Source organism: Streptomyces sp. HNM0575, assembly GCF_012726265.1.
Lineage (GTDB): Bacteria > Actinomycetota > Actinomycetes > Streptomycetales > Streptomycetaceae > Streptomyces.
Genome location: NZ_JAASAG010000012.1, coordinates 67,152 through 88,359, shown reverse-complemented (window position 1 = coordinate 88,359; position 21,208 = coordinate 67,152). Strand labels below are relative to the sequence as shown.

Below are 21,208 nucleotides of genomic sequence, written 5' to 3'. Positions count from 1 at the left end.
GACACGTGCCGGACGGGGTGCCGCGTCAGGGCAGCAGCACGACCTTGCCGCCGGGGTGGCCCTCCGCGAGGAAGCGGTGGGCCGCGCCGGCGTCCGCCAGTGAGAACGTGCGGGCGACGACGACCTCGAGTTCGCCCTGGCGCGCGAGCTTTACGAGCGTGCGCCACGCGTCGGCCCTGATCTGCGTGCCCGGGTCGGCGTTGGGGGCGCCGCCGATCAGCTTGATGCCGGTGTCGCCCCGGTCGAAGGCGATGATGGAGACGATGCGTCCGGGGTCGGGGACCAGTTCCAGCGAGGTGTCGATCGCCTCACGGGTGCCCGAGGTGTCGACGACGGCGTCCACGCCTCCCGGCGCCGCCTCTCGTACGCGCTCCAGCAGCCCGTCGCCGTACGGCAGCGCGGTCGCGCCGTAACGCTCGACCGACTCCAGGTGCCGCTCGCCCGCGGTCCCGATGACCCTCGCGCCCGAGGCGACCGCGATCTGCACGGCGAGCAGGCCGACGCCGCCCGACGCCCCGTGGATCAGCACCGTCCTGCCCTCGGCCGGGTCGACGACGGTGAGCGCGTGCACCGCGGTCGCCCCCGCGAGCAGCAGCCCGGCGGCGGCCTCCCAGGACAGTTCGGCGGGCTTCGGCACGACGCTCGACGCGGGAACGTTCAGCTCCGTCGCGTACGCGCCCGGGGCCGGGTAGGCCATCACCTCGTCGCCGGGGGAGAGCGGTCCCGCCGGGCCCTCGGCGTCGCGGCCGACGGCGGTCACCACGCCGGAGAGCTCCAGCCCCACCGGCATCGGCAGCGCCGCCGGGTCCTTGCCCATGCCGCCGCTGTAGAGCTTGTAATCCATCGGGTTGACGCCGGCGGCCATGGTGCGCAGCGTGACCTCGCCCGGGCCGGGAGCGGGGAGGTCGGACTCGATCAGCGATAGCGCTTCCGGCCCGCCGTAGGACTCCGCCACCACACGCTTCGTCATTCCGCGGTCCCTTCGCTCGGGTGTCCCTCCACGCCAGGGTCGCACCGGGCGGTGCGGCACGCGCGCCGGAGGGGTGCGGGTGCGGGCAGAGGCAGAAGCGGAGGCGGAGGCCGGGCCGGGCCGGAGGGGTGCGGGAGCGGAGGCCGCGGCCGGGCCGAGTCGGAGGGGCGAGTGCTGCCCCCGCCTCGCGGCACCTCACGTCACCCGCCTCGCGGCACCTCGCGTCACGTCGTGAGCGTGCGCACCGGCTTCCCTTCCGCCCACGCCACGATGTCCTCCAGTGCCTCCCCGTAGAAGATCCGGTAGGTCTCCTCGGTCACGTATCCGATGTGCGGCGTCAGCACCGTGCGCGGCGCGGTGCGCAGCGGGTCGTCGGCGGGCAGGGGCTCGACGTCGTAGACGTCCAGGCCCGCGCCCGCGATGCGGCCCTCGATGAGCGCGTCGACGAGGGCGTCGGTGTCGATCAGCGGCCCGCGCGAGGTGTTGACGATGTACGCGGTGGGCTTCATCCACGACAGCTCCTCGCGGCCGACGAGGCCCGTGCTGCGCTCGCTGAGCTTGTAGTGGACGGTCACGATGTCGGACTCGGAGAAGAGCGTCTGCTTGTTGACCGGCTCGGCGCCGCGCTCGCGGGCGGTGGACGGTTCGAGGTTGCTGCTCCACGCGAGCACGCGCATCCCGAAGGCCCGGCCGACGGCGGCGACCCGCGAACCGAGCCGCCCGAGGCCGACGATCCCCAGGGTCCGTCCGTACAGGTCGCCGCCTATCGAGTGCTGCCACTGGCCCTCGCGCACACCGGTGGACTCGGCGGGGATGTGGCGCAGCAGCGAAAGGATCAGGCCCCAGGTGAGTTCGGGCGTCGCGCTGGCGGGGCTCTGGGTGCCGCAGACGGTCACGCCGTGGCGTTCGGCGGCGGCGACGTCGATCGACGCGTTGGCCATGCCGGTCGTCACCAGGAGGCGCAGATCGGGGAGGCGCTCGAAGCGCTCCGCGGTGAAGGGGGTGCGTTCGCGCATGGCGACGACGACGTCGTAGCCGCGCAGGGACTCGGCGAGGGCGTCGGTGTCGCCGATGTGCTCGTGCAGGAAGGTGACTTCGCCGTCCAGGCTCTGCCAGTCGGCGAAGTGGTGGGCGGCCTGCTGGTAGTCGTCGAGGACGGCGACGCGCACGGTCGTTCCTTTCGTCTTGCGGTACGGGATCGCGGGCACGCCATGGCCGGTGCCGTGGCAGCCGGTCCGGCGGCGGGCCGGCCGGGCCGGGCCCGGCGGTCGCGTATGGCGATTCCGCGATCCGGATACGGGGTTCCGGCCGGGCCGGTCCCCTGACGTGGACCTTAAGTCCTTCTGGCGTTTCCGCGTAGTCCCTGAGACGGACGCGAACCGATGCGACCTGCGGCGGATGCTCCCGGCCGTCCGCCCTCATATCGTCGCTGCCATGTCCGTTCAGCGATCCCGCGGCGACGTACGCGATCCGGTGCACGGCTCCGTACACGGCTCCGTGCGCGGTTCCGCGAGCCGCCTCGTACGCGGCCTCGTACGCGGCCTCTGCGACGACCTCCTGCGGGACGCCCTCACGCCGCGCCCCCTGCCGCCGCCGGCCCGGCTGCCGCTTCCGGCGCGGGTCCGGGACGCACTGCCGCACGCGGTCGCACGCGCGCTGCGCTGGACGCCGCACGCGGCGGTGCTCGCACTGGTCCTGGCGCTGGTGGCGCTCCAGTACGAGTCGGAGGTCGCGGACGCCGACAAGCTGCTGGGCGGCGGCTTCGTGGCGGCCTCGCTGCTGCTGGTGATCTCGTGGCCCGTGCCGGCGGGCTGGCTGCTGGTGGCGGCGGTGTGGCTCAGCGTCTTCCAACCGGGCGGTCTGGCGGGCCCGTTCCCGTTCGCCGACGTCGAGGCGTGGCCGAATCTGCTGTTCTACGACTCGCAGGGGCGGCCGTGGGCGACGGCGGGCTTCGTGGCGCTCGCCGCGGTGATGCTGATCGTCGCCGTACGGCTGAGGCTGCGGGCCGTGGTCTGCCTGTGGGGCTGTATCGCGGTGCTCGCCGCGGTGGGCAACGGGCCGTTCGCGGTGGGCACTTGGGCGATGACGCTGTTCACGGCCCCCATGCCGCTGACCGCCCTCGTCGTGACGGGGCTGCGGGAGGCGCGCGCCGAGGCCGCCGCGCACGCCGCCGCGACCGGGGTGGAACGCTCCCGGCGCATGCTCCTGGAGGAACGCGCCGTCATCGCACGGGAGTTGCACGACGTAGTCGCACATCACATGTCGGTCGTCGCGATCCAGGCCGAGGCCGCGCCGTACCGGGTGCAGGACCCGCCGCCCGAGTTGGAGAAGGCCTTCGCGGACGTACGGGAGAACGCCGTCGCCGCGCTCGCGGAGCTGCGCCGGGTGCTCGGCGTCGTACGGGCGGAGCCGCCAAAACCGCCGGAACCGGGGGAGTCGGGGGAGCCGGCCGGCGGCCACGGCGACGGGCCCGCCGGAACCGAGGGAGCGGCAGCCGGGGCGGTGGAGGCCCCGCAGCCGACGCTGGCCGACCTGGACGCGCTGATCGCGGGCGTACGTGCCGTCGGATCGCCGGTGCGGAAGGCCGTGACCGGCGAGGTGCGCGAACTGCCGCTCGGCGTAGAGCTGTCGGCGTACCGCATCGTGCAGGAGGCGCTGAGCAACGCCCTGCGGCACGCTCCGCGCGCGGCCGTACGCGTCGAACTCGCCTACGGTCAGGGCGGATTGGGCCTGCGCGTCGTCAACGGCCCCTCCGCGCACGCCGCACCGCCCTCACCCGGGGCGGGGCACGGGCTGACCGGGATGCGGGAGCGTGTTGCGATGCTGGACGGGCGACTGCACGCGGGGCCGACCGAGGAGGGTGGTTTCGAGGTGAGGGGATTCCTGCCGCACGCATCGCCGGCGGGCCCTGCCGGTGAGGGCCCTGCCGGTGCGGGCCGTGTCGGTGCGGGCCCTACGGCGAACGCGGAGGCCCGCGATGGCTGACGAGCCCGTGATCCGCGTACTGATCGCCGACGACCAGGAGATGGTCCGCGAGGGCTTCTCCGTGCTGCTCGGCAGCCGGCCCGGCATCGAGGTCGCCGGGGAGGCCGTCGACGGCCGCGACGCGGTGGAGAAGACCGCGGCGCTACGCCCCGACGTCGCGCTGCTCGACGTGCGGATGCCCGTGATGAACGGCCTGGAGGCGACCCGCGAGATCGTCGCCCGCTTCCCAGGAACGAAGGTGCTGATACTGACGACTTACGACCTGGACGAGTACGTCTACCAGGCGCTGCGCGCGGGAGCGAGCGGCTTCCTGCTCAAGGACGCCCCGGCGCGGCGGCTCGCGGAGGGCATCAGGGTCGTCGCGGGCGGAGACGCCCTCCTCGCGCCCACGGTCACGCGCCGGCTGATCGCCGAGTTCAGCCGACTGCCCGCCGAACGCACGGCGCCACGCGCCCCGTTGAGAGAGCGCGTCGCCGAACTCACCGGAAGGGAGACGGAGGTGCTGGCCCTCGTCGCACAGGGGCTGTCGAACGCCGAGATCGGCGAGCACATCTTCGTCGCGGAGTCGACCGTGAAGACTCACGTCAGCCGCATCCTCGACAAGCTGGCGCTGCGCGACCGCACGCAGGCCGCGGTCTTCGCGTACGAGAGCGGCGTCGTCGCGGTGCCCGGCGCGGAGTCCGTCCCCGGAGCAGAGCCGGGAGCGCGCCCGGGAGCCGACCCCGGCACCGGGCCCGGCACGGGTCCCGGCACGGGTCCCGCTGTGGATCCCGCTGTGGATCCCGGCGTGGAGCGCGTCCCCCTGCCCGGCCCGCGCAGGGACAGACGCACGCCCGGCGCCTGATCCACCGGCACCCACGGCGCCCGACCCGGGGCGCCCACGGCGCACGGCACCCGGCCGCCCGAACTCCCGGGCGTACGGCCGCACATCAGCAGATCCCGCTTCCCGCACGGCACCGCCATGCCGTCGTGCCCGGCGTCGTACTCGACGACTCCGTGACCGCACGTTCCGGAACGTGTCCGACATGGCGGGTCATTCGTTTCGGCAAGTGCCGACGCGCCGTCGGGACGACACCGACACAGGAACGACCGAGGAGTACATCGCCATGCCCAAGAAGACCCCGCGCTCGCTCGCCGCCAACCGTTCGCGGCTCTCGCACAAGGTCTCCTACGCGCTGCGGAACCCGGCGCGCGTCACCCCGTATGTGCGCCGTGCGGCGCGCGACCGCTGGCTGCGCTTCAAGCACCCGGACCACGTCGACTACTACCGGGCGGTGATGGCCTCCGACACCGCGAACAACCCCGAGGCGGCCGTCGGCAGCCGCAGTCACGACCGGTGGCTGGCGCTGGGGCAGATGCAGTTCGACTTCCTCAAGGAGCACGGGCTGCGGCCGGAGCACCGCATGCTCGACATCGGTTGCGGCAATCTGCGCGCGGGCTGGCGGTTCATCCAGTACCTCGACCCCGGCAACTACTACGGCATCGACATCTCCCCCGACATCCTCATCTCGGCCAAGAAGACCGTCACGCAGTACGAACTCCAGGACAAGCTCCCGCACTTGACGATCACGCGCGACCTGCGCCTGGACTTCCTGCCCAGCGGGCACTTCGACGTCGTACACGCGCACAGCGTCTTCTCCCACTCGCCGATCCCCGTCATCGACGAATGCCTCGCCCACGTGGGCCGGATCCTGGCGCCCGGCGGCTTCTTCGACTTCACCTTCGACCGTACGGAAGGCGCCGAACACCAGGTGCTGCGCGAGGACTTCTACTACCGCACGGAGACCCTCGTCGCGCTCGCGGAGAAGCACGGCCTCAGCGCCCGCTTCATGGACGACTGGGAGAAGCTGCCGCACGGCCAGTCCAAGCTCCGGATCTCCCTTGCGGACTCGCCGGTGCCCGCCGAGAGCTGACGCGAGCCGCCGCGTGCGCCTCCACCGGGCGGGGCCCCGGCCCGCCCGGGCCGCGGCGGCGCGGCCCCGGGCACGGAGGCGGCTCGGGTACGGAAGCCGCCCCGGGTACGGAGGCGGCCCCCGGTACGGAAAGAGTCACGCGCGGTATTGACGGCGCGGCACGGCGGAGATGAGGTGGCTGCCCTACGAAACCCCCCACGACGAAAGGCAGTTGACATGCAGGGCAGGAGCAGCGACTCGTCGTCATCCGGTGGCGATGGAGAGGGAGGCATACGCTCCCCCCGGGCCACGCGGCCCGGGCGGTACCCCCGGGCCACGCGCCTGCTGGCCACGCTGGCGGTGACGGCGCTGGCCGCGGCGGGCACGGCGAGCGTCTCGTCCGCGAAGGAGGCGCCCGGCTCCGCGAAGGCGGCCGACTCCGCGAAGTCCGCCAAGTCCGGCGACTCAGACTCCGGCTCCGGGCGGTCCGCCGCCGACTCGGGGCAGCGCAAGGCCACTTCGCCCTTCACCGGACTGCCCGCCGAACCCGCGCCGGTGCTCGCCGTGAAGATCGACAACCACAAGGACGCCCGGCCGCACACCGCCCTCGAGGACGCCGACATCACCGTCGTGGAGAAGGTGGAGGGCGGGCTGAGCCGGCTGCTCGGCATCTACTCCGGCAAACTGCCGGAATCCCTGGGCCCGGTGCGCAGCGCACGCGCGTACAACGTCGAGCAGCTGCGGATGTTCGACCGCCCCGCGCTCTCCTACTCGGGTGCGCGCAAGGGAGTCGAGGACCTGATCGAGAAGTCGACGCTCCACGCGCGCTCGCACGACAAGTACCCGGAGCCCTACTTCCGCGGCGGCGACAACGAGGCGCCGCACAACCTCTACGTACACCCCGACCAGCTGCTGAAGACCGCCCCCGAGGCGAGCAAGAGCCGCGACATCGGCTTCCGCTTCGCCGACGGCGCCCCCGAGGGCGGCGAGCCCGTGAAGGAGCGCTCCGTCGACTACGGCTCGGCCGAGACCCGCTTCGACTGGTCGGACAAGGAGGACCGCTGGCTCACGTCCTTCGACGGCAAGCCCGCGACCAGCACCGGCGGTGCGCGGCTGGGCGGCAAGACGGTGATAGTGCAGAAGGTCGAGATGCCGCCGGACGACGGCGGCACGCCGTACGAGAAGACGGTCGGCAGCGGCAAGGCGACGGTGCTGCGCGACGGCAAGGCGTACGAGACGACGTGGGAGCGGCCGACCGCGGAGTCGGGCACGTCCTACACGCTGCCGAACGGCGAACGGATGCCGTTCGACCGCGGCAACGTGTGGCTCGTCTACGAAGAGGCGTGACGTCCGGGCCGGTGTTCCGCTTCTCGCGCCCCGCGGGGAGCCGACCGCGGGGTCGGCTCGCCGCGCCCGCGCGGTCAGCGCAGCGGAATGCCGGCCCCGCGCTGCGACTCGGGGCGCGGCCCGAAGATGCGGCGGTCGGACTCGGCGATGGGCACGTCGTTGATGCTGGCCTCGCGCCGTGACATCAGGCCCCGCCCGTCGAACTCCCACAGCTCGTTGCCGTACGAGCGCCACCACTGGCCCTGCGCGTCACGGCACTCGTACTGGAAGCGCACCGCGATGCGGTTGCCCTCGAAGGTCCACAGGTCCTTGCGGAGCGAATACTCAAGCTCGCGCTGCCACTTCCTGGTCAGCAGGTCGACGATCTCGGCGCGGCCGGTGACGAAGACGTCCCGGTTCCGCCATACCGAGTCCTCGGAGTAGGCGAGCGACACCTTGTGCGGGTCGCGCGTGTTCCATGCGTCCTCGGCGGCCTGCACCTTCTGACGGGCGGTCTCCAGCGTGAACGGCGGCAGCGGCGGGCGGGTCTCCATGACGGCGGGTGCCTTTCTCGACGAGGGCGGGCGGGCCTCAAGCGCTTTTGCGGCCCGTGAGCTTCGGCCCGTGGGTTTCGGCCCGTGGACCTTCAGATCGCCACGACGGCCACCGCGCTGTCCAGTCCCCTGGGGACTTCCGCGTTGCGCCGGACTCAGCGCACCAGGTACTCCTCGTCCCGTACGTCCGTGATGAGCATGCGCCCCGGCGCGTGCGTGATCGCGAAGGGCGGGCGGGAGGCCGTCACGGCGGCCTGGGGCGTCACGCCGCAGGCCCAGAAGACGGGGACGTCGCCGGGGTGCATGTCCGTGGGGTCGCCGAAGTCCGGCCTGCCGAGGTCCGATATGCCGATCAGGGACGGGTCGCCGCTGTGCACGGGGGCTCCGTGCACAGCGGGCATACGGCCCGTGATCCGCGCCGCCGTCTCCACCAGCTCCTCCGGCACGGGCCGCATCGAGACGACCGTCGGCCCGCGCATGGCGCCCGCGGAACGGCACTCGCGGTCGGTCACGTACATGGCGACGTTGCGCCCCTGCTCGATGTGGCGCAGCGGAACGCCGGCGTCGGCCAGCGCCCATTCGAAGGTGAAGCTGCATCCGATGAGGAAGGTCACCAGGTCGTCCCGCCACAGGCCGCCGACCTCGGCGGGCTCGCCGGTGAGTTCGCCGTGCTCCCAGACCCGGTACGCGGGCAGGTCGGTGCGCAGGTCCGCACCGGGAGCGAGGACCGTGGAGGTGGCGCCGGGGTCGGTCACGTCGAGGACGGGGCAGGGCTTCGGGTTGCGCTGGCAGAAGAGCAGCACGTCGTAGGCCCAGTCGCGCGGTACGGAGACCATGTTGGCCTGCGTGTGACCGGGGGCCAGGCCCGCGGTGGGACGGGTGTCGCCGCGGCGGATCGCGGCACGGACCGCGGCCGCACCCGCACCCTCGGCCGCACCTGCACCTGCACCTGCACCCGCACCCCCGGCCGCGACCGCACCGGCACCCGTACCCGCGCCCGCACCCGCGGCGCCCCCCGCAGTCGCCCCCGCGGCCGAAGTGCCGTGCGCCGCGGCGGACTTCGCACCGGCCGTCGTACGCGCCATGCCGTCCGTCCTTCCCTGGATCGAGGCGGCGGGCCCTCCTGCCCGCCGTCCGTGCCGCCCGTGCCGTCCGCTCAGACCAGCGTCCGTCCCCGCGTCTCCGGCAGCCCCAGCAGTGCGACGAGCGCGAGCCCGTAACCGGCGGCCCCGAAGATCAGCGCACCGCTCACGCCCCAGCTGTTGGCGAGGAAGCCCACGAGCGTGGGGAAGAACGCGCCCACGGCACGCCCCGTGTTGTAGACGAAGCCCTGGCCCGTGCCGCGTACGGCCGTCGGATACAGCTCGCTGAGGAAGGAGCCGAATCCGCTGAAGATGGCCGACATGCAGAAGCCCAGCGGGAAACCGAGCAGCAGCACAAGGGTGTTGGAGCCGGTCGGCACATTGGTGTACGCGAGGACCGAGACCGCCGAGAGCACGGCGAACACCGCGACGTTGCGCTTGCGCCCCAGCTTGTCCGTGAGATAGCCGCCGGTGAGGTAGCCGATGAAGGCGCCCGAGATCAGGAAGGTCAGGAAGCCGCCGGTGCCCACGACCGTCAGCCCGCGGTCCGTCTTGAGATAGCTGGGCACCCAGGTGGCCAGCGTGTAGTAGCCGCCCTGCACGCCCGTGGAGAGCAGCACGCCGAAGAGCGTCGTGCGCCGCAGGTCCTTTGTGAAGATCGCGGAGAAGGAGCCCTTCTCGCTGCTGTTCCTGCGCTGCTCGGCGGCCTGCGGTGCGTCGTTGACGTTGCGGCGCACGTAGAGGATCAGCAGCGCGGGAAGGGCGCCGGTCCAGAACAGCACACGCCAGGCGACCGACTCGTCGAAGAGCTCGAAGACGGTCGTGTAGACGACCACGGCCAGCGCCCAGCCCACGGCCCACGAGCTCTGGATGACCCCGAGGGTGCGCCCGCGGTTCTTCGCCGTCGCGTACTCGGCGACGAGGATCGCGCCGACCGCCCACTCGCCGCCGAAGCCGAGGCCCTGGAGGGCGCGGAAGAGCAGCAGCGACTCGTAGTTGGGGGCGAAGCCGCACAGCAGGGTGAAGACGGCGTACGTCAGCACCGTGAGGATCAGCGTCCTGACGCGTCCGATGCGGTCGGCCAGGATGCCCGCCAGCGCACCGCCGACGGCCGAGACGACGAGCGTGACGGTGGTGAGCAGGCCGGTCTGGCCGGGGTCGAGGCCGAAGTACGCGCCGATGGCGACCATGCCCAGGGGCAGGGTGAAGAAGTCGTAGGAGTCGAGGGCGTAGCCGCCGAACGCGCCCGCGAAGGCGCGGCGTCCTGACGCTCCCAGCTCACGGAACCAGCCGAAGGCGCCGCCGGGAGGCTCGTTCTCGCTCGTCCGGACGTCGGTGCCGGGGTCCGGCTCCTGGGCGCGCTCGGCCCCGGAGCCCTGGGGAGCACTCGGTATCGGGTCGCTGTTCATGTGCACCTCGCAGAGGGAGAGGGGTGCTGCCGGGGACGGGCCGGACCGTGGTGCCGGGCCGACGTCCGGGATAACGTAGAGGATCGTTGAACGATCCTTCAAGGGGTTCGTGGCGGTGTATGCGCGAGGGTGCGCGGGGAGGGGCGTCGCTTGGGTACGAACGGCCCGGAGCCGGAACGACCGTCGCGCGCGGAGCCTGCGGCGTACGGGACGCCGGTGATCCCCGCGGCGTCCGTGCCGCCCCCGGCCACCCGCGAGCACGGCGAACTGGCCGGCGACCGCCCGCTGTTGAGCCGCACCAGCACCGCGGAACGCGTGGCCGACGTGCTGCGCAGCCGGATCGCGGAGGGCTTCTTCCCGCCCGGGACCCGGCTGTCGGAGGGGAGCATCGCGGGCGCGCTCGGCGTCTCGCGCAACACGCTCCGCGAGTCCTTCCGGCTGCTCACCCACGAGCGGCTGCTGGAACACCGGCTCAACCGGGGCGTCTTCGTAAGGGTCCCCACCGTCGAGGACGTCCTCGACATCTACCGCGTGCGGACGCTCGTCGAGTGCGGCGTGATGCGCCGGCTGGCCGGGGCGGACCCGCCGTTCGCGCTGGACGGGCTCGCCGCGACCGTCGCCGCGGGGCACGACGCCGCGCGCGAGCGGCGCTGGAAGGACCTGGCCACGGCGAACATCCACTTCCACCGCGAGCTCGTCGCCCTCGGACACAGTCCCCGTACGGACGAGGTCATGCGGAGCGTGCTGGCCGAACTCCGGCTGGCGCTGCACATCATGGACAGCCCGCGCCGCCTGCACGGCCCCTATCTCGCCCGCAACCGGGACATCCTGGCCGCCCTGCGCCCGGGCGACGCGGCGCGGGCCGAACGGATGCTGCGGCAGTACCTGGACGACTCCCGCAGCCGGATCGTCGCGGCCTACGCGCGGCGCCTCGGCGCGGGAGACGGTCAGCCGATGGGCTCCGGCATGGGCAGCACGTCGTAGGCGAGGGAGATCTCCCGGCCCGTGGCGGGGTCGGCGAGCTGCACACGCCACCTGGCCGCGAACTGGCCCACTCCCTGGAGCATCGGGATCGTTCCCGAGATCAGGACCGTGCCGGGCTCCAACTCGCCGCGCTCACGCAGGACTTCGGCCCAGTGGTGCGGGGTGAGCAGTTCGGCTGCGGTGCCGTCCTGGATCAGCTGCTCGGCGTCAGGGCGGACCTCCGTGCGGGCGTCCGTGCGGGCGTCCGCGGGCACGTCCGTACCGTCGCCGCCGGTGCCGCCGTCCCCGCCGGTCACCCAGGCGCGGAGGGTGAGGTCGTCGAGGCGGCCGTCGACGTCGGCCAGCCGCCAGGCGCTCGTCGCGAGCACGTCGGGTGCGGCGTTCTTGCTCCAGGCCACGCCGTACGTCTCCAGCTCGCGGTCGGTGTGGTCGCAGGCCGCCGTCAGCAGCAGGTCCCCGGTGTCGTCGACGACGAGGCCCCACTCGGCCTCGCCCGAGGTCTTCGCGTGCTGCGCGAGGACCGTGCCGGTCTGCTGGGCGAGGTACGGGGAGACGGGGTAGAGGGCGGGGGTCGTGGACGGGGCGGGCACCCCGAGCTCGGCCAGTTCGGCCACGTGCGCGGCCACGTCCTCCTGGCGGCGGCCCGCGTAGCCGGCGTTGAACAGGCGCTTCACTTCGACGGTGCGGCGGTCGCCGTCGGGCAGCGTGAAGGAGAGCGGCGCGGGCGGTGTCATGGGGATTCCTCCAGGTGGGACGCGGTTTCGCGGGGGTGGCCCGCGATCCGAGGGTTGCGCATACGAGCTGTATACAGCAAGTATGCCCAGAGACCCGAAGGCACCCGACCCGTGAGGAAGCCCCGTGGACCAGAACACGCCGCACCACGCGGCAGCGGAGGACGACCCCCGCCGGAACCGCGGCCGTCGCGCCCAGGAGGACCCGGCCGCTGCGGGCGGACCGGACGGCGCGGACGCCGAGGCCGGCCCGGCCGACGGAGCGGGCGGTACGGCCGACGGTACGGACGGCGCGGGCGGAGCGACCGGCCCGAGCCAGGACGGTCCCGGTGCCACGGGCCCGGAACGCGCCCACCGCAAGGACCTGTTGAAGGCGTTCACCGCCAGCCTCACCGGCACCTCGCTGGAGTGGTACGACTTCGCCGTCTACTCCGCCGCGTCCGCCCTGGTCTTCGGCAAGCTCTTCTTCCCCTCCGGCGACCCGCTCACCGGCACCCTCCTCGCCTTCTCCACGTACGCAGTCGGCTATGTCTCCCGGCCGCTCGGCGGCTTCGTCTTCGGCCGCCTCGGCGACGTGATCGGCCGCAAGCGCGTCCTCGTCGCCACGCTCGTGCTCGTCGGCGCCGCCACCTTCCTCATCGGCTGCCTCCCCACCCACGCGGTCGCCGGCCCGGTCGCGCCCGCGCTCCTGGTGCTGCTGCGCTTCGCGCAGGGCGTGGGCGTCGGCGGCGAGTGGGGCGGTGCCGTGCTGCTGACCAGCGAATTCGGCGATACGCGGCGGCGGGGCTTCTGGGCGTCCGCCGCCCAGGTCGGACCGCCGGTCGGCAACCTCATGGCCAACGGCGCCCTCGCGGCGCTCGGCGCGATGCTGACGGAGCAGCAGTTCCTCTCCTTCGGCTGGCGCATCGCGTTCCTGCTCTCCGGCGTCCTGGTCGCGTTCGGGCTGTGGGTCCGTACGCACCTGGAGGAGACCCCCGTCTTCAAGGCCGTTGAGGCGAGCGGCGAACGCCCCTCCGCGCCCGTGCGCGAGGTCTTCGCCGAGCAGCGCCGTCCGCTGGTCGCCGCGATCCTCTCCCGCGTCGCGCCCGACGTCCTCTACGCGATGTTCACGGTCTTCGTCCTCACATACGTCACCGAGGAACTCGGCATGCCGCAGGGCCAGGCCCTCACCGCCGTGCTCGTCGGATCCGGGCTCCAGATCTTCCTCATCCCGCTCGCCGGCGCGCTCTCCGACCGCTGGAACCGCCGGCGCCTGTATCTGGGGGCGGCCGTCGCCAGCGGCATCTGGCCGTTCGTCTTCTTCCCGCTCGCCGAGACCCGTTCGTGGCTGCTGATCGTGCTCGGCGTCATCGGGGCGCTGGTCATCCACTCGATGCTGTACGGGCCGCAAGCGGCGTTCGTCGCCGAGCAGTTCAGCCCGCGGCTGCGCTACACCGGCTCGTCGCTCGCGTACACGCTGGCGGGCGTCATCGGCGGCGCCGTCGCACCGCTGATCTTCACGGCGCTGCTCGGCGAGTTCGGCCATTGGCTGCCGCTCGCGGGGTACATCGTGCTCACCGCCGTGCTTACGGTGACCGGTGTGCTGCTGGGGCGGGACGCGGACCACGTGGAGGACGAGGAGTACGCCAGGATGCTCGGCGACGGCCCCGCCCCGGCGGGGGACGCGGACGAAGACGGGGACGCGGACGCCGTGCCCTCGCCCTCACCGGCCCCGGAGCACTCCTCGTACGCCACGAAGTCCCGTTGAGGAACCGGCGGTCGTCAGCCACGCTCGCCACGCTCGACCTGCGGAAAGGAGACAGGCAGTGACGACGCTCCGCACGGCCCTGTGCCAGTTCACCGCCTCCACCGACCCCGAGGACAACCTGCGCACCATCGACGAACTGGCCGCACGCGCGGCCGGCGAAGGTGCCCGGCTGGCCGTCTTCCCCGAGGCGGCGATGGCCCGCTTCGGCATCCCCCTCGGACCGGTGGCCCAGCCCCTGGACGGGCCGTGGGCCGACGCGGTGCGCGAGACGGCCCGGCGGCACCGACTCACCGTGGTGGCGGGGATGTTCACGCCGTCCCCGGACGGCCGGGTCACCAACACCCTGCTGGCGACGGGTCCCGACGTGGACACCGCGTACGACAAGATCCATCTCTACGACGCGTTCGGCTTCTCCGAGTCCGACACCGTCGCGCCCGGCGAGAAGGTCGTCACGATCGACGTCGAGGGCGTCCGTGTCGGCCTCGCGACCTGCTACGACGTCCGCTTCCCCGAGCTCTTCCGCGCGCACGCCGACGAGGGCGCCGTGCTGTCCGTACTGCCCGCCTCCTGGGGCGCGGGCCCCTCGAAGCTGGACCACTGGCGCCTGCTGACCAGGGCACGCGCACTGGACGCGACCCTGTGGCTGGCCGCGGTGGGCCAGGCGCCCCCCGGCCCGGACGCCGACATCTCCCAGCCCACCAAGGCGCCCACCGGAATCGGGCACAGCGTGCTCGTCGGCCCCGACGGGCGGGTGCACGAAGAGGCCGGGGAGACACCGGAGTTGATCGTCGCCGACGTGGACGCCGACAAGGTCGCCAAGGTCCGCAAGGCCGTGGCCGTGCTGGACAACCGCAGGCTCTGACAGGCGTCGTACGCGGCGCCCCGCCCCGGCCTCACCGGCCCGGTACGGTTCTGCCGCCCCGGCACGGCTCGGGCCCAACCGGCCCACCGGGGCTGGCCCGCCGTACGCCCGGTCGTCAGCCCTCGGTGAGGATGCGCCGGGTGGCGGCGATGTGGTCGTCGATCGCGTGGCACGCCATGTCCGCACGCTCCGCCGCCAACGCCGTGACGATCTGCCGGTGTTCGACGCACACCTCGTCCTGCCGCCCCGCGGAACGGTAGAGGGCGCTCACTCCCGCCCTGACCTGCCGGCTGCGCAGCGCCTCGTACTGCCTCGTCATCAGCCCGTTCCCTGCGGCGGCCACGAGCGTCGCGTGGAAGCGGTGGTCCGCCTCGATGAACTCCTTGGCCTTCTCGCCGCCGCGCAGCTTCTCCTGCTCCTCCAGGATCCGGTCCATCTCGACGACGGGCGCGGTGCCCGCCTCCACGGTGCGACGGGCGGCGTAGCGCTCCAACAGGGCGCGCATCTCCATCAGTTCGGTGATCTCCCGGCCGGAGAGCGGCGCGATGTAGGCACCCCTTTTGGGTACGAGGCTGACCAGGTCCTCGGCCGCCAGCAGCAGCAGCGCCTCCCTGATGGGCGTACGCGAGATGCCCACGCGGTCGGCGATCATCTGCTCGGAGAGGAACTCGCCCTGCATGGCAGGATCGGTGAGCACGGTCTCCTTGAGGAACGTGTACGCCTTGTCACGTCCGGATTTCACTGCCGGCCTCCCCGTCGCCGTCGTACGCGCCCGGCCCGCCCCGAGGGACGCCGCCCGGGCCTTGCGTGGCCGCGCACGGCCCCCGTACCGCTTGTGTCCGCTGCCTGCCGAGCGCACTGCATACACTCTGTATACAGATTACACGCCATCATCATGGCCCTGTCCACCCGCGCACAGCTCGGCCGGGACGGCCATGGCACGGGGCGGTCCGGCTTCGTTCCGGGCGCTGTGCGGGGCCTGGTCGCGGGCCTGGGTGCGGGGCTGAGCGCGGTTGAGTGCGGGGCGTATACGAGAGGTGTGTGCGCGGTGGGCGGCCGGGCCGCGGGGGCGGGCCGCGTACTCAGCGTGTGCGGCTACGAGCGACGGTCTCCGTGAACCTTGCGGTCCATGTCGTCCCGCCCGCGTACGACCCGGCGAACGCGGGCCCGTCCTTCGGGTGGAGGGGGCCGTCCGCTGGCGTGGTGTGAACGCTGTGTGCGGGCGGCTTCCTAATGTCGCGGCTGACGGACCGGGCTCCGGCAGCGATCACATGGCGGCCGGATCCGGTTTGCGTACCGGTTGTATACGGAGCGCGTACCGGGTCGCCGACCGGCCTGCTTGCGTACGACCTGCATACAGCGTGTGCACCGGTACGCGGCCAACGGGCCGTCATGTCAACGGCGTTCCCGTCCGCCCACGGCGCGATGCGGGGCGTCCCCGTCTCCCGGGCCGTACGGCACACGCCGGCCGCCCAGAACAGGTGGGTGTCCATGAGCCGCTACTCGCTTCACGACAGCTCCGCCGATCCGCTTCGGCAAGAGCCGTCCGCTTCCCCGTCGATGTCGCCGTCCGCATCCCCGTCCGCGTCGTCGCCCGCTTCGTCCCCGGCCTCGGTCTGGTCTCCGGCCTCGTCATCGGGCTCGTCGTCCCGGTCGGCGCACGCGGGGAGGCGGCCGTGGCGTGAACTGCTTTGCCGGGGCGGCCGTTCGCCGCGCGGCCGTACCGGGGTGACCCGTTCCTGGCGGCGTGTGACGGCCATGACGGGGCTCGCGGTGCTGTGCGCGGCCGGGCTCGTCTCCGGCGCCTCGCCCCTGCCCGCCGGCGCGGCCTTCGCGTCCGCCGCCTCCGCCGCGTCCTCCGCTTCCGGCTCCGCCTCCGCGGCGGCGGGCTCCTCCGGTTCCGGTGCCGCGGCCGGTGAGGACGAAGCCGGGTCCGTTGACCGCTCCCGGCTCGGTGGCCACCGGCGTGAGTCCCTGTACGTCACGGACTACACGGCCGGCGACGTGCTGAGGCTCCGGCTCCCCGCCGGTCCGCAGTCCACGGTCCCCACCACCGGCCTGACCCGCCCCACGTACATGGCGCTCGACCGCGGCGGCGCGCTCTTCGTCTCCGACACCTTCAACAACCGCATCGTGAGGATCTCCTCCGGCGGCGAGCAGACCACCGTCCCCACCGACGGCCTGTCACGTCCCCTCGGCCTCGCGCTCAGCAGGTCCGGCGACCTCTATATCGCGGACAGCTTCAACGACCGTGTGGTGAAGGTGTCTTCGGACGGCGGCGAGCAGACCACCGTGCCGACGGACGGTCTGCTACACCCCGCGGGGCTGGCGCTCGACGAGAAGAAGAACGCCCTCTACGTCGCCGACTTCGTCAACGACCGTGTGGTGAAGGTGCCCGCCACCGGCAGCGGTGGACAGCGGACGGTGCACACGACCGGCCTCTCCCAGCCGACCGGACTGGCGCTGGACGCCCGCCGCCACCGGCTCTACATCTCCGACTCCGGCAACGACAGGGTGGTCCGCGTCCCGACCGCGGGCGGCGGCGGACAGCGCACCGTGCGGGCCACCGGTCTGTCGGCTCCGCAAGGCCTGGCGCTCGACCGCAGGCGGAACCTCTATGTCGCGGACTTCGGCAACGACCGTGTGGTGCGGGTGAGTTCGGGCGGCGGTGCGCAGACGACCGTCCCCTTCTCGGGCCTGACAACGCCCGTCGGTCTCGTCGTGCAGCAGGCCGCACATGCCAGGCCGCACGCCGACGCCGACGCCGGCTGACACCGGTGCCGACCGTGCGGCGCGGCCTGGCCGCCTCTTCACCCGTATGCGATGAATTCGGCGCTCGTGCCGGGTCCGTACAGGCACAGACACTCAAGCGCGGGAGGCACCGATGAGGGGTGACGGCTTCACCACATGCCTGTGGTTCGACGGGCAGGCAGAGGAGGCGGCGCAGTACTACGTCTCCGTCTTCAAGAACTCCAAGATCGGCAACGTGGGACGGTACAACGAGGCCGGGCCGGGGCCCGCCGGGTCGGCGATGGCCGTGGAGTTCGAGATCAACGGGCAGAAGTTCGTGGGGCTCAACGGCGGGCCGGAGTTCAAGTTCGACGAGGCGATCTCGTTCCAGATCCACTGCGACGACCAGGCCGAGGTGGACCACTACTGGAACCGCTTCGTCGAGGACGGCGGTGAGGAAGGGCCCTGCGGCTGGCTCAAGGACAAGTTCGGGCTCTCCTGGCAGATCGTCCCCGCCGGGGCCGTCGAACTGGTCACGGATCCCGACCCGGAGAAGTCGAAGAGGGCGACGGAGGCGATGTTCAAGATGAAGAAGCTGGACATCGAGGTGATGCGCAAGGCGCACGCCGGCGAGTAGGCCTTCGTCGCTCGGCTCGCCGTGTCGCGGCGGCTTCGGGCTTTGCGCGTACGGGCGCCCGCACCGTCATCCGGTGCGGGCGCCCGTACGGCGCTGAACGGACATTTCCGCGTCGCCGCATGCCGTCACCGCGCCCTCGCGGGGAACGCTTGTCCGTGAGCGGGCAGAGAGGGAGGCGGGCGTGTGATGGAGCGGACCGGAGACGGGACCGGAGAGCGGGCCGGAGAGCCGACGGGCGATACGGGCGGTACGGGAGAGGCGGCCCGGCCGGGGCGGTGGACGGGGTCGCGCCGCGCGGTGCTGACGGCCGCCGGGATGTCGCTGCTGGCGGCGGCCTGCGAGTCCGGCGACGGCGGCGGCGGAGGGGGCGGCGGCGACGAGGGTGAGCGCTCCCCGTTCACCGGCCGCAAGGGCACAGGCGACAAGGTGCTCGGAGTGAAGATCGACAACGTCGAGGCGGCCCGCCCCCACACCGGTCTGTCGAAGGCCGACATCGTCTACGTCGAGCAGGTCGAGGCCGGACTCACCCGGATCATGGCCGTGTTCGCCTCCCGGCTTCCCCCGCTCGTCGGGCCGGTTCGCAGCGCGCGCGAGTCCGATCTGGAGCTGTTGCGCCAGTTCGACCAGCCGGGGCTCGCATACTCCGGCGTCCAGTCCAAGCTGCGTTCCAAGGTGGAGTCGGCGCCGCTGGCCGCGCTGCCTCCGGGTCGTGTGCGTGAGGCGTACGTACGGAAGTCCGACCGGCCCGCTCCGCACAATCTCTACCTGCGGCCCCGCGAGGCTCTCGACTCCGATGCCGCCTCCGACGTGGGCGCACCCAAGGACATCGGCTTCCGCTTCGGTGCGCCTCCCGGGGGCGGGCGGAGGACGTCGGGGCGCAGCGTCCGCTTCCAGGCGGCCCGTTACTCCTTCGAGTGGTCGTCGGGCAGACGGCGCTGGCTGGTCTCGATGGACGGTTCGCCGGCCCGTACGACCGACGCGGGGCGGCTGGAGGCGGCGACGGTCGTGATCCAGTACGTGAAGATCAGCGACTCCGACCTGGGCGACAGCTCGGGCAGCGTCACTCCGCTCACCGAGTCGGTGGGTTCGGGGCGGGCGCTGGTGCTGCGGGACGGCAAGGAGTACGAGGCCCGCTGGAAGCGCCCGTCGGCGACGGGCGGCACGACCTTCGAGGACACCGACGGGAAGCGGCTGGCCTTCGCGCGCGGGCAGGTGTGGGTGGTGCTCGCTCCCGCGGGGTGACGGTCGGCGGATGGTGGTCTCGCGTGCGCGGCGGGTGCGGAGGGCGGCGTTCCGGGAGCCGGTCAGGTGCTCGGTCCGGTCAGGTGCGCGGTCCCGCTCCGTCGGCTGTGTCCGCTCCCTCCGTACGGGCGTCTCCGGCGCGCAGTTCACGCCGGAGGATCTTGCCGGTGGAGGTCTTCGGCAGCTCGTCCAGGAAGACCACGGAACGCGGGTACTTGTACGCGGCCATCCGCTCCCGGCAGAAGGCGATCAGCTCCGCCTCCGTGACCGGGCCGCCGTCGGACTCCGCCCGTGAGCGCGGTCGTTCGACGGCGACGTACGCCTTCACCGTCTCGCCCCGGTACTCGTCCGGGACGCCGACCACCGCCGCCTCGCGCACCGCGGGATGCGTATAGAGGACGTCTTCGACCTCCCTCGGCCACACCTTGTAGCCCGCGGCGTTGATCATGTCCTTCTTGCGGTCGACGAGGTAGAACCAGCCCTGCTCGTCCATGAACCCCACGTCGCCGGTGCGCAGTTCACCGTGCGGCAGCGACTCGGCGGTGGCGTCGGGCCGGTTCCAGTAGCCGGGCACGACCTGGGGTCCCCGCGTGGCGATCTCGCCGGTCTCGCCGACCGGCACCTCCTCGCCGTCGTCGCCGAGGATGCGTACGACCGTGTCGAAGACCGGCACGCCCACGGACAGGGCCCCGGACGCCGGGTCGACGGGGGCGTCCGCGTGCAACGGCACGGCGTGGGAAGGGGAGTTGGTCTCGGTCAGGCCGTAGCAGTTGTGGATGTAGCGGCCGGTGGTCTCGCGGAAGCGCTCGACGACCGCGGGCGCGACGGGTGCGCCCCCGGAGTAGACGATGCGCAGCGAAGAGAAGTCCTCCCTGCGTACCCCGGGGACGGTGGAGAGGGCGACGAACGCGGTGATCGCGCCGACCGTGAAGGTGGGCCGGTGCTCGCGCAGCGCGTCGAGCATCACGCCCGGGTGGAAGCGGTGGGCGAGCACCAGCGGGCAGGGCAGCAGCAGCGCGAGCGTGAGATGGCCGATGAGGCCGGTGATGTGGAAGAGGGGCGCGATGCCCAGGATGCTGTCGGCGGGGGTCAGGCCCATCCACTCGCGGTAGGTGCAGGTGTTGAAGACCATGCCGGCGTGGGTGTTCATGGCGCCCTTGGGCAGGCCGGTCGTGCCGGAGGTGTAGGTGAGCACGGCGACGTCGTCGGGCCGGGGCGTGTGCGGTACGGGTGTGCGCCCCGCGTACTCGCGGAGGAGGGTGCGCAGTTCCAGCGGGGCGGGGCCCGGGGCGGGGCCCGGATCGGAGTCCGGGCCCTGGGCATCGTCCGCGAAGAGCCGGGGGTCGTCGCGGGTCTGCCAGTCGCGCGCCGAGCAGGTCACGACGGTGGCGACCCGGGTCGCACCGGAGGCGACGACCCCGCGCGCCACCTCGGCGTAGAGCTCCTCCAGGCAGAGCAGGGCCGTGGCGCCCGAGTCGGCGAGGAGATGCGTCACCTCGCGCGCCTTGTTCATCGGGTTGACGGCGACCGCGCTGCCGCCCGCCTTCCAGGCGGCGATCAGGGCGATGACGAACGCCGGGTCGTTCTGCACGTACACGGCGAGCCGGTCGCCCCGTACGAAACCGTGGTCCGCGAGCGCGGCGGCCAACGAGTCGGAGGCGGCGTCCAGTTCGGCGAGCGTGAGCACTCCGTCGAAGTAGCGGACCGCCTCGGTGCCGGGGGAGCGCTCGACGGACGCCCTGAACGTCTCCAGCAGCGTGCGGTGTCCGGGGACGATGCCGGACGGGACGCCCTCGGGATAGAGGGAGAGCCACGGCCGTTCCGTGTACGCGCTCACGTCCATGTCCTCCTCGCACACCGGGGAAGCAGGCCCGGCCACTGTGTACGAGGAGGTCCGGCGGGTCAACGGCCTGCTCCGGCGGCCTCGGTGGGGACGATGCCGCGGCGGAGGGCCTGGGTCGGGAGCGATGTCGGTCCGGACGACGTCGCTCCCGACGATCTCCGATCCGGTCCGGTCTGGTTCGGTCCGCCGATCCGATCCGATCCGATCCGGGCCG

18 protein-coding genes and 1 pseudogene are annotated in these 21,208 nt (G+C 72.7%); 10 read left to right on the top strand and 9 right to left on the bottom strand.

Going from position 1 to position 21,208, the window contains the following annotated elements; translation table 11 throughout:
- Positions 1-25: 25 nt before the first annotated feature.
- Together HCC61_RS25610 and HCC61_RS25605 are read right to left on the bottom strand one after the other, a co-directional pair.
- On the bottom strand, positions 26-970 hold the full coding sequence (locus tag HCC61_RS25610; RefSeq protein ID WP_206323010.1) for an NADP-dependent oxidoreductase: 945 nt from the start codon (positions 968-970) through the stop codon (positions 26-28).
- 224 nt (positions 971-1,194) lie between these two features.
- Positions 1,195-2,139 (bottom strand): D-2-hydroxyacid dehydrogenase family protein, encoded by a 945-nt coding sequence (locus tag HCC61_RS25605; RefSeq protein ID WP_169139344.1) that lies wholly within the window; start codon positions 2,137-2,139, stop codon positions 1,195-1,197.
- 265 nt (positions 2,140-2,404) lie between these two features.
- Between HCC61_RS25605 and HCC61_RS25600 the strand changes: the two genes are divergently transcribed.
- The 4 genes and pseudogenes from HCC61_RS25600 (at position 2,405) to HCC61_RS25585 (ending at position 7,194) form a co-directional block, all read left to right on the top strand.
- A complete protein-coding gene (locus tag HCC61_RS25600) occupies positions 2,405-3,955 on the top strand; it encodes a histidine kinase (protein ID WP_169139342.1) in 1,551 nt (516 codons plus the stop codon).
- Positions 3,948-4,628, top strand: a pseudogene (locus tag HCC61_RS25595) (response regulator transcription factor); the annotation flags it as partial. The gene HCC61_RS25600 and the pseudogene HCC61_RS25595, both read left to right, overlap by 8 nt.
- A gap of 433 nt (positions 4,629-5,061) precedes the next feature.
- Positions 5,062-5,868 carry a class I SAM-dependent methyltransferase gene (locus HCC61_RS25590; protein ID WP_169139340.1) on the top strand — a complete coding sequence of 269 codons (807 nt, stop codon included), beginning with the start codon at positions 5,062-5,064 and terminating at the stop codon, positions 5,866-5,868.
- A gap of 339 nt (positions 5,869-6,207) precedes the next feature.
- Positions 6,208-7,194, top strand: a complete 987-nt coding sequence (locus tag HCC61_RS25585) for a DUF3048 domain-containing protein (protein WP_346777383.1) — start codon at positions 6,208-6,210, stop codon at positions 7,192-7,194.
- 74 nt (positions 7,195-7,268) lie between these two features.
- Here HCC61_RS25585 and HCC61_RS25580 read toward each other — a convergent pair whose 3' ends face one another.
- The 3 genes from HCC61_RS25580 to HCC61_RS25570 all read right to left on the bottom strand — a co-directional run bounded on the left by HCC61_RS25580 (position 7,269) and on the right by HCC61_RS25570 (position 10,218).
- Positions 7,269-7,727, bottom strand: coding sequence for a nuclear transport factor 2 family protein (locus tag HCC61_RS25580; protein WP_169139338.1), 459 nt, complete (start codon positions 7,725-7,727; stop codon positions 7,269-7,271).
- A gap of 155 nt (positions 7,728-7,882) precedes the next feature.
- Positions 7,883-8,812: a putative hydro-lyase gene (locus HCC61_RS25575; RefSeq protein WP_169139336.1), complete on the bottom strand. Its 930-nt coding sequence runs from the start codon at positions 8,810-8,812 to the stop codon at positions 7,883-7,885.
- Positions 8,813-8,883: 71 nt separating this feature from the next.
- Positions 8,884-10,218: an MFS transporter gene (locus tag HCC61_RS25570; RefSeq protein ID WP_169139334.1), complete on the bottom strand. Its 1,335-nt coding sequence runs from the start codon at positions 10,216-10,218 to the stop codon at positions 8,884-8,886.
- Positions 10,219-10,452: 234 nt separating this feature from the next.
- On the opposite strand from HCC61_RS25570, the gene HCC61_RS25565 reads away from it, so the two are divergent.
- Positions 10,453-11,202 (top strand): GntR family transcriptional regulator, encoded by a 750-nt coding sequence (locus HCC61_RS25565; protein WP_169139664.1) that lies wholly within the window; start codon positions 10,453-10,455, stop codon positions 11,200-11,202.
- Here the strand turns inward: HCC61_RS25565 and HCC61_RS25560 are convergent.
- Positions 11,166-11,936, bottom strand: coding sequence for a DUF2848 domain-containing protein (locus tag HCC61_RS25560; protein ID WP_169139332.1), 771 nt, complete (start codon positions 11,934-11,936; stop codon positions 11,166-11,168). The two genes, HCC61_RS25565 and HCC61_RS25560, sit on opposite strands and share 37 nt — an antisense overlap.
- Positions 11,937-12,300: 364 nt before the next feature.
- Here HCC61_RS25560 and HCC61_RS25555 point away from each other — a divergent pair, with 364 nt between their 5' ends.
- The gene (locus tag HCC61_RS25555) at positions 12,301-13,680 is read left to right on the top strand and encodes an MFS transporter (RefSeq protein ID WP_169139662.1); all 1,380 of its coding nucleotides are present in this window, start codon (positions 12,301-12,303) and stop codon (positions 13,678-13,680) included.
- Positions 13,681-13,738: 58 nt separating this feature from the next.
- Positions 13,739-14,542 (top strand): carbon-nitrogen hydrolase family protein, encoded by an 804-nt coding sequence (locus HCC61_RS25550; RefSeq protein ID WP_169139330.1) that lies wholly within the window; start codon positions 13,739-13,741, stop codon positions 14,540-14,542.
- Between the two features lie 115 nt (positions 14,543-14,657).
- Here HCC61_RS25550 and HCC61_RS25545 read toward each other — a convergent pair whose 3' ends face one another.
- Positions 14,658-15,284 carry a GntR family transcriptional regulator gene (locus HCC61_RS25545; RefSeq protein WP_169139328.1) on the bottom strand — a complete coding sequence of 209 codons (627 nt, stop codon included), beginning with the start codon at positions 15,282-15,284 and terminating at the stop codon, positions 14,658-14,660.
- Between the two features lie 766 nt (positions 15,285-16,050).
- Entirely contained in the window at positions 16,051-16,302 is a 252-nt protein-coding gene (locus HCC61_RS25540) for a hypothetical protein (protein ID WP_169139326.1), read from the bottom strand.
- On the opposite strand from HCC61_RS25540, the gene HCC61_RS25535 reads away from it, so the two are divergent.
- The 3 genes from HCC61_RS25535 (at position 16,301) to HCC61_RS25525 (ending at position 19,151) form a co-directional block, all read left to right on the top strand.
- On the top strand, positions 16,301-17,314 hold the full coding sequence (locus HCC61_RS25535; protein ID WP_169139324.1) for an SMP-30/gluconolactonase/LRE family protein: 1,014 nt from the start codon (positions 16,301-16,303) through the stop codon (positions 17,312-17,314). The two genes, HCC61_RS25540 and HCC61_RS25535, sit on opposite strands and share 2 nt — an antisense overlap.
- Positions 17,315-17,426: 112 nt before the next feature.
- Positions 17,427-17,909 carry a VOC family protein gene (locus HCC61_RS25530; RefSeq protein ID WP_169139322.1) on the top strand — a complete coding sequence of 161 codons (483 nt, stop codon included), beginning with the start codon at positions 17,427-17,429 and terminating at the stop codon, positions 17,907-17,909.
- Between the two features lie 186 nt (positions 17,910-18,095).
- The gene (locus tag HCC61_RS25525) at positions 18,096-19,151 is read left to right on the top strand and encodes a DUF3048 domain-containing protein (protein ID WP_240969287.1); all 1,056 of its coding nucleotides are present in this window, start codon (positions 18,096-18,098) and stop codon (positions 19,149-19,151) included.
- 79 nt (positions 19,152-19,230) lie between these two features.
- On the opposite strand, the gene HCC61_RS25520 is transcribed toward HCC61_RS25525, so the two are convergent.
- Positions 19,231-20,994, bottom strand: a complete 1,764-nt coding sequence (locus HCC61_RS25520) for an AMP-binding protein (protein WP_169139658.1) — start codon at positions 20,992-20,994, stop codon at positions 19,231-19,233.
- Positions 20,995-21,208: the final 214 nt, after the last annotated feature.

Coding starts and splice junctions, on each gene's coding strand:
- HCC61_RS25525 (WP_240969287.1), top strand. CDS start 18,096: ATGGAGCGGACCGGAGACGGGACCGGAGAGCGGGCCGGAGAGCCGACG.
- HCC61_RS25520 (WP_169139658.1), bottom strand. CDS start 20,994: ATGGACGTGAGCGCGTACACGGAACGGCCGTGGCTCTCCCTCTATCCC.
- HCC61_RS25575 (WP_169139336.1), bottom strand. CDS start 8,812: ATGGCGCGTACGACGGCCGGTGCGAAGTCCGCCGCGGCGCACGGCACT.
- HCC61_RS25560 (WP_169139332.1), bottom strand. CDS start 11,936: ATGACACCGCCCGCGCCGCTCTCCTTCACGCTGCCCGACGGCGACCGC.
- HCC61_RS25580 (WP_169139338.1), bottom strand. CDS start 7,727: ATGGAGACCCGCCCGCCGCTGCCGCCGTTCACGCTGGAGACCGCCCGT.
- HCC61_RS25530 (WP_169139322.1), top strand. CDS start 17,427: ATGAGGGGTGACGGCTTCACCACATGCCTGTGGTTCGACGGGCAGGCA.
- HCC61_RS25570 (WP_169139334.1), bottom strand. CDS start 10,218: ATGAACAGCGACCCGATACCGAGTGCTCCCCAGGGCTCCGGGGCCGAG.
- HCC61_RS25600 (WP_169139342.1), top strand. CDS start 2,405: ATGTCCGTTCAGCGATCCCGCGGCGACGTACGCGATCCGGTGCACGGC.
- HCC61_RS25590 (WP_169139340.1), top strand. CDS start 5,062: ATGCCCAAGAAGACCCCGCGCTCGCTCGCCGCCAACCGTTCGCGGCTC.
- HCC61_RS25610 (WP_206323010.1), bottom strand. CDS start 970: ATGACGAAGCGTGTGGTGGCGGAGTCCTACGGCGGGCCGGAAGCGCTA.
- HCC61_RS25535 (WP_169139324.1), top strand. CDS start 16,301: ATGACGGGGCTCGCGGTGCTGTGCGCGGCCGGGCTCGTCTCCGGCGCC.
- HCC61_RS25540 (WP_169139326.1), bottom strand. CDS start 16,302: ATGGCCGTCACACGCCGCCAGGAACGGGTCACCCCGGTACGGCCGCGC.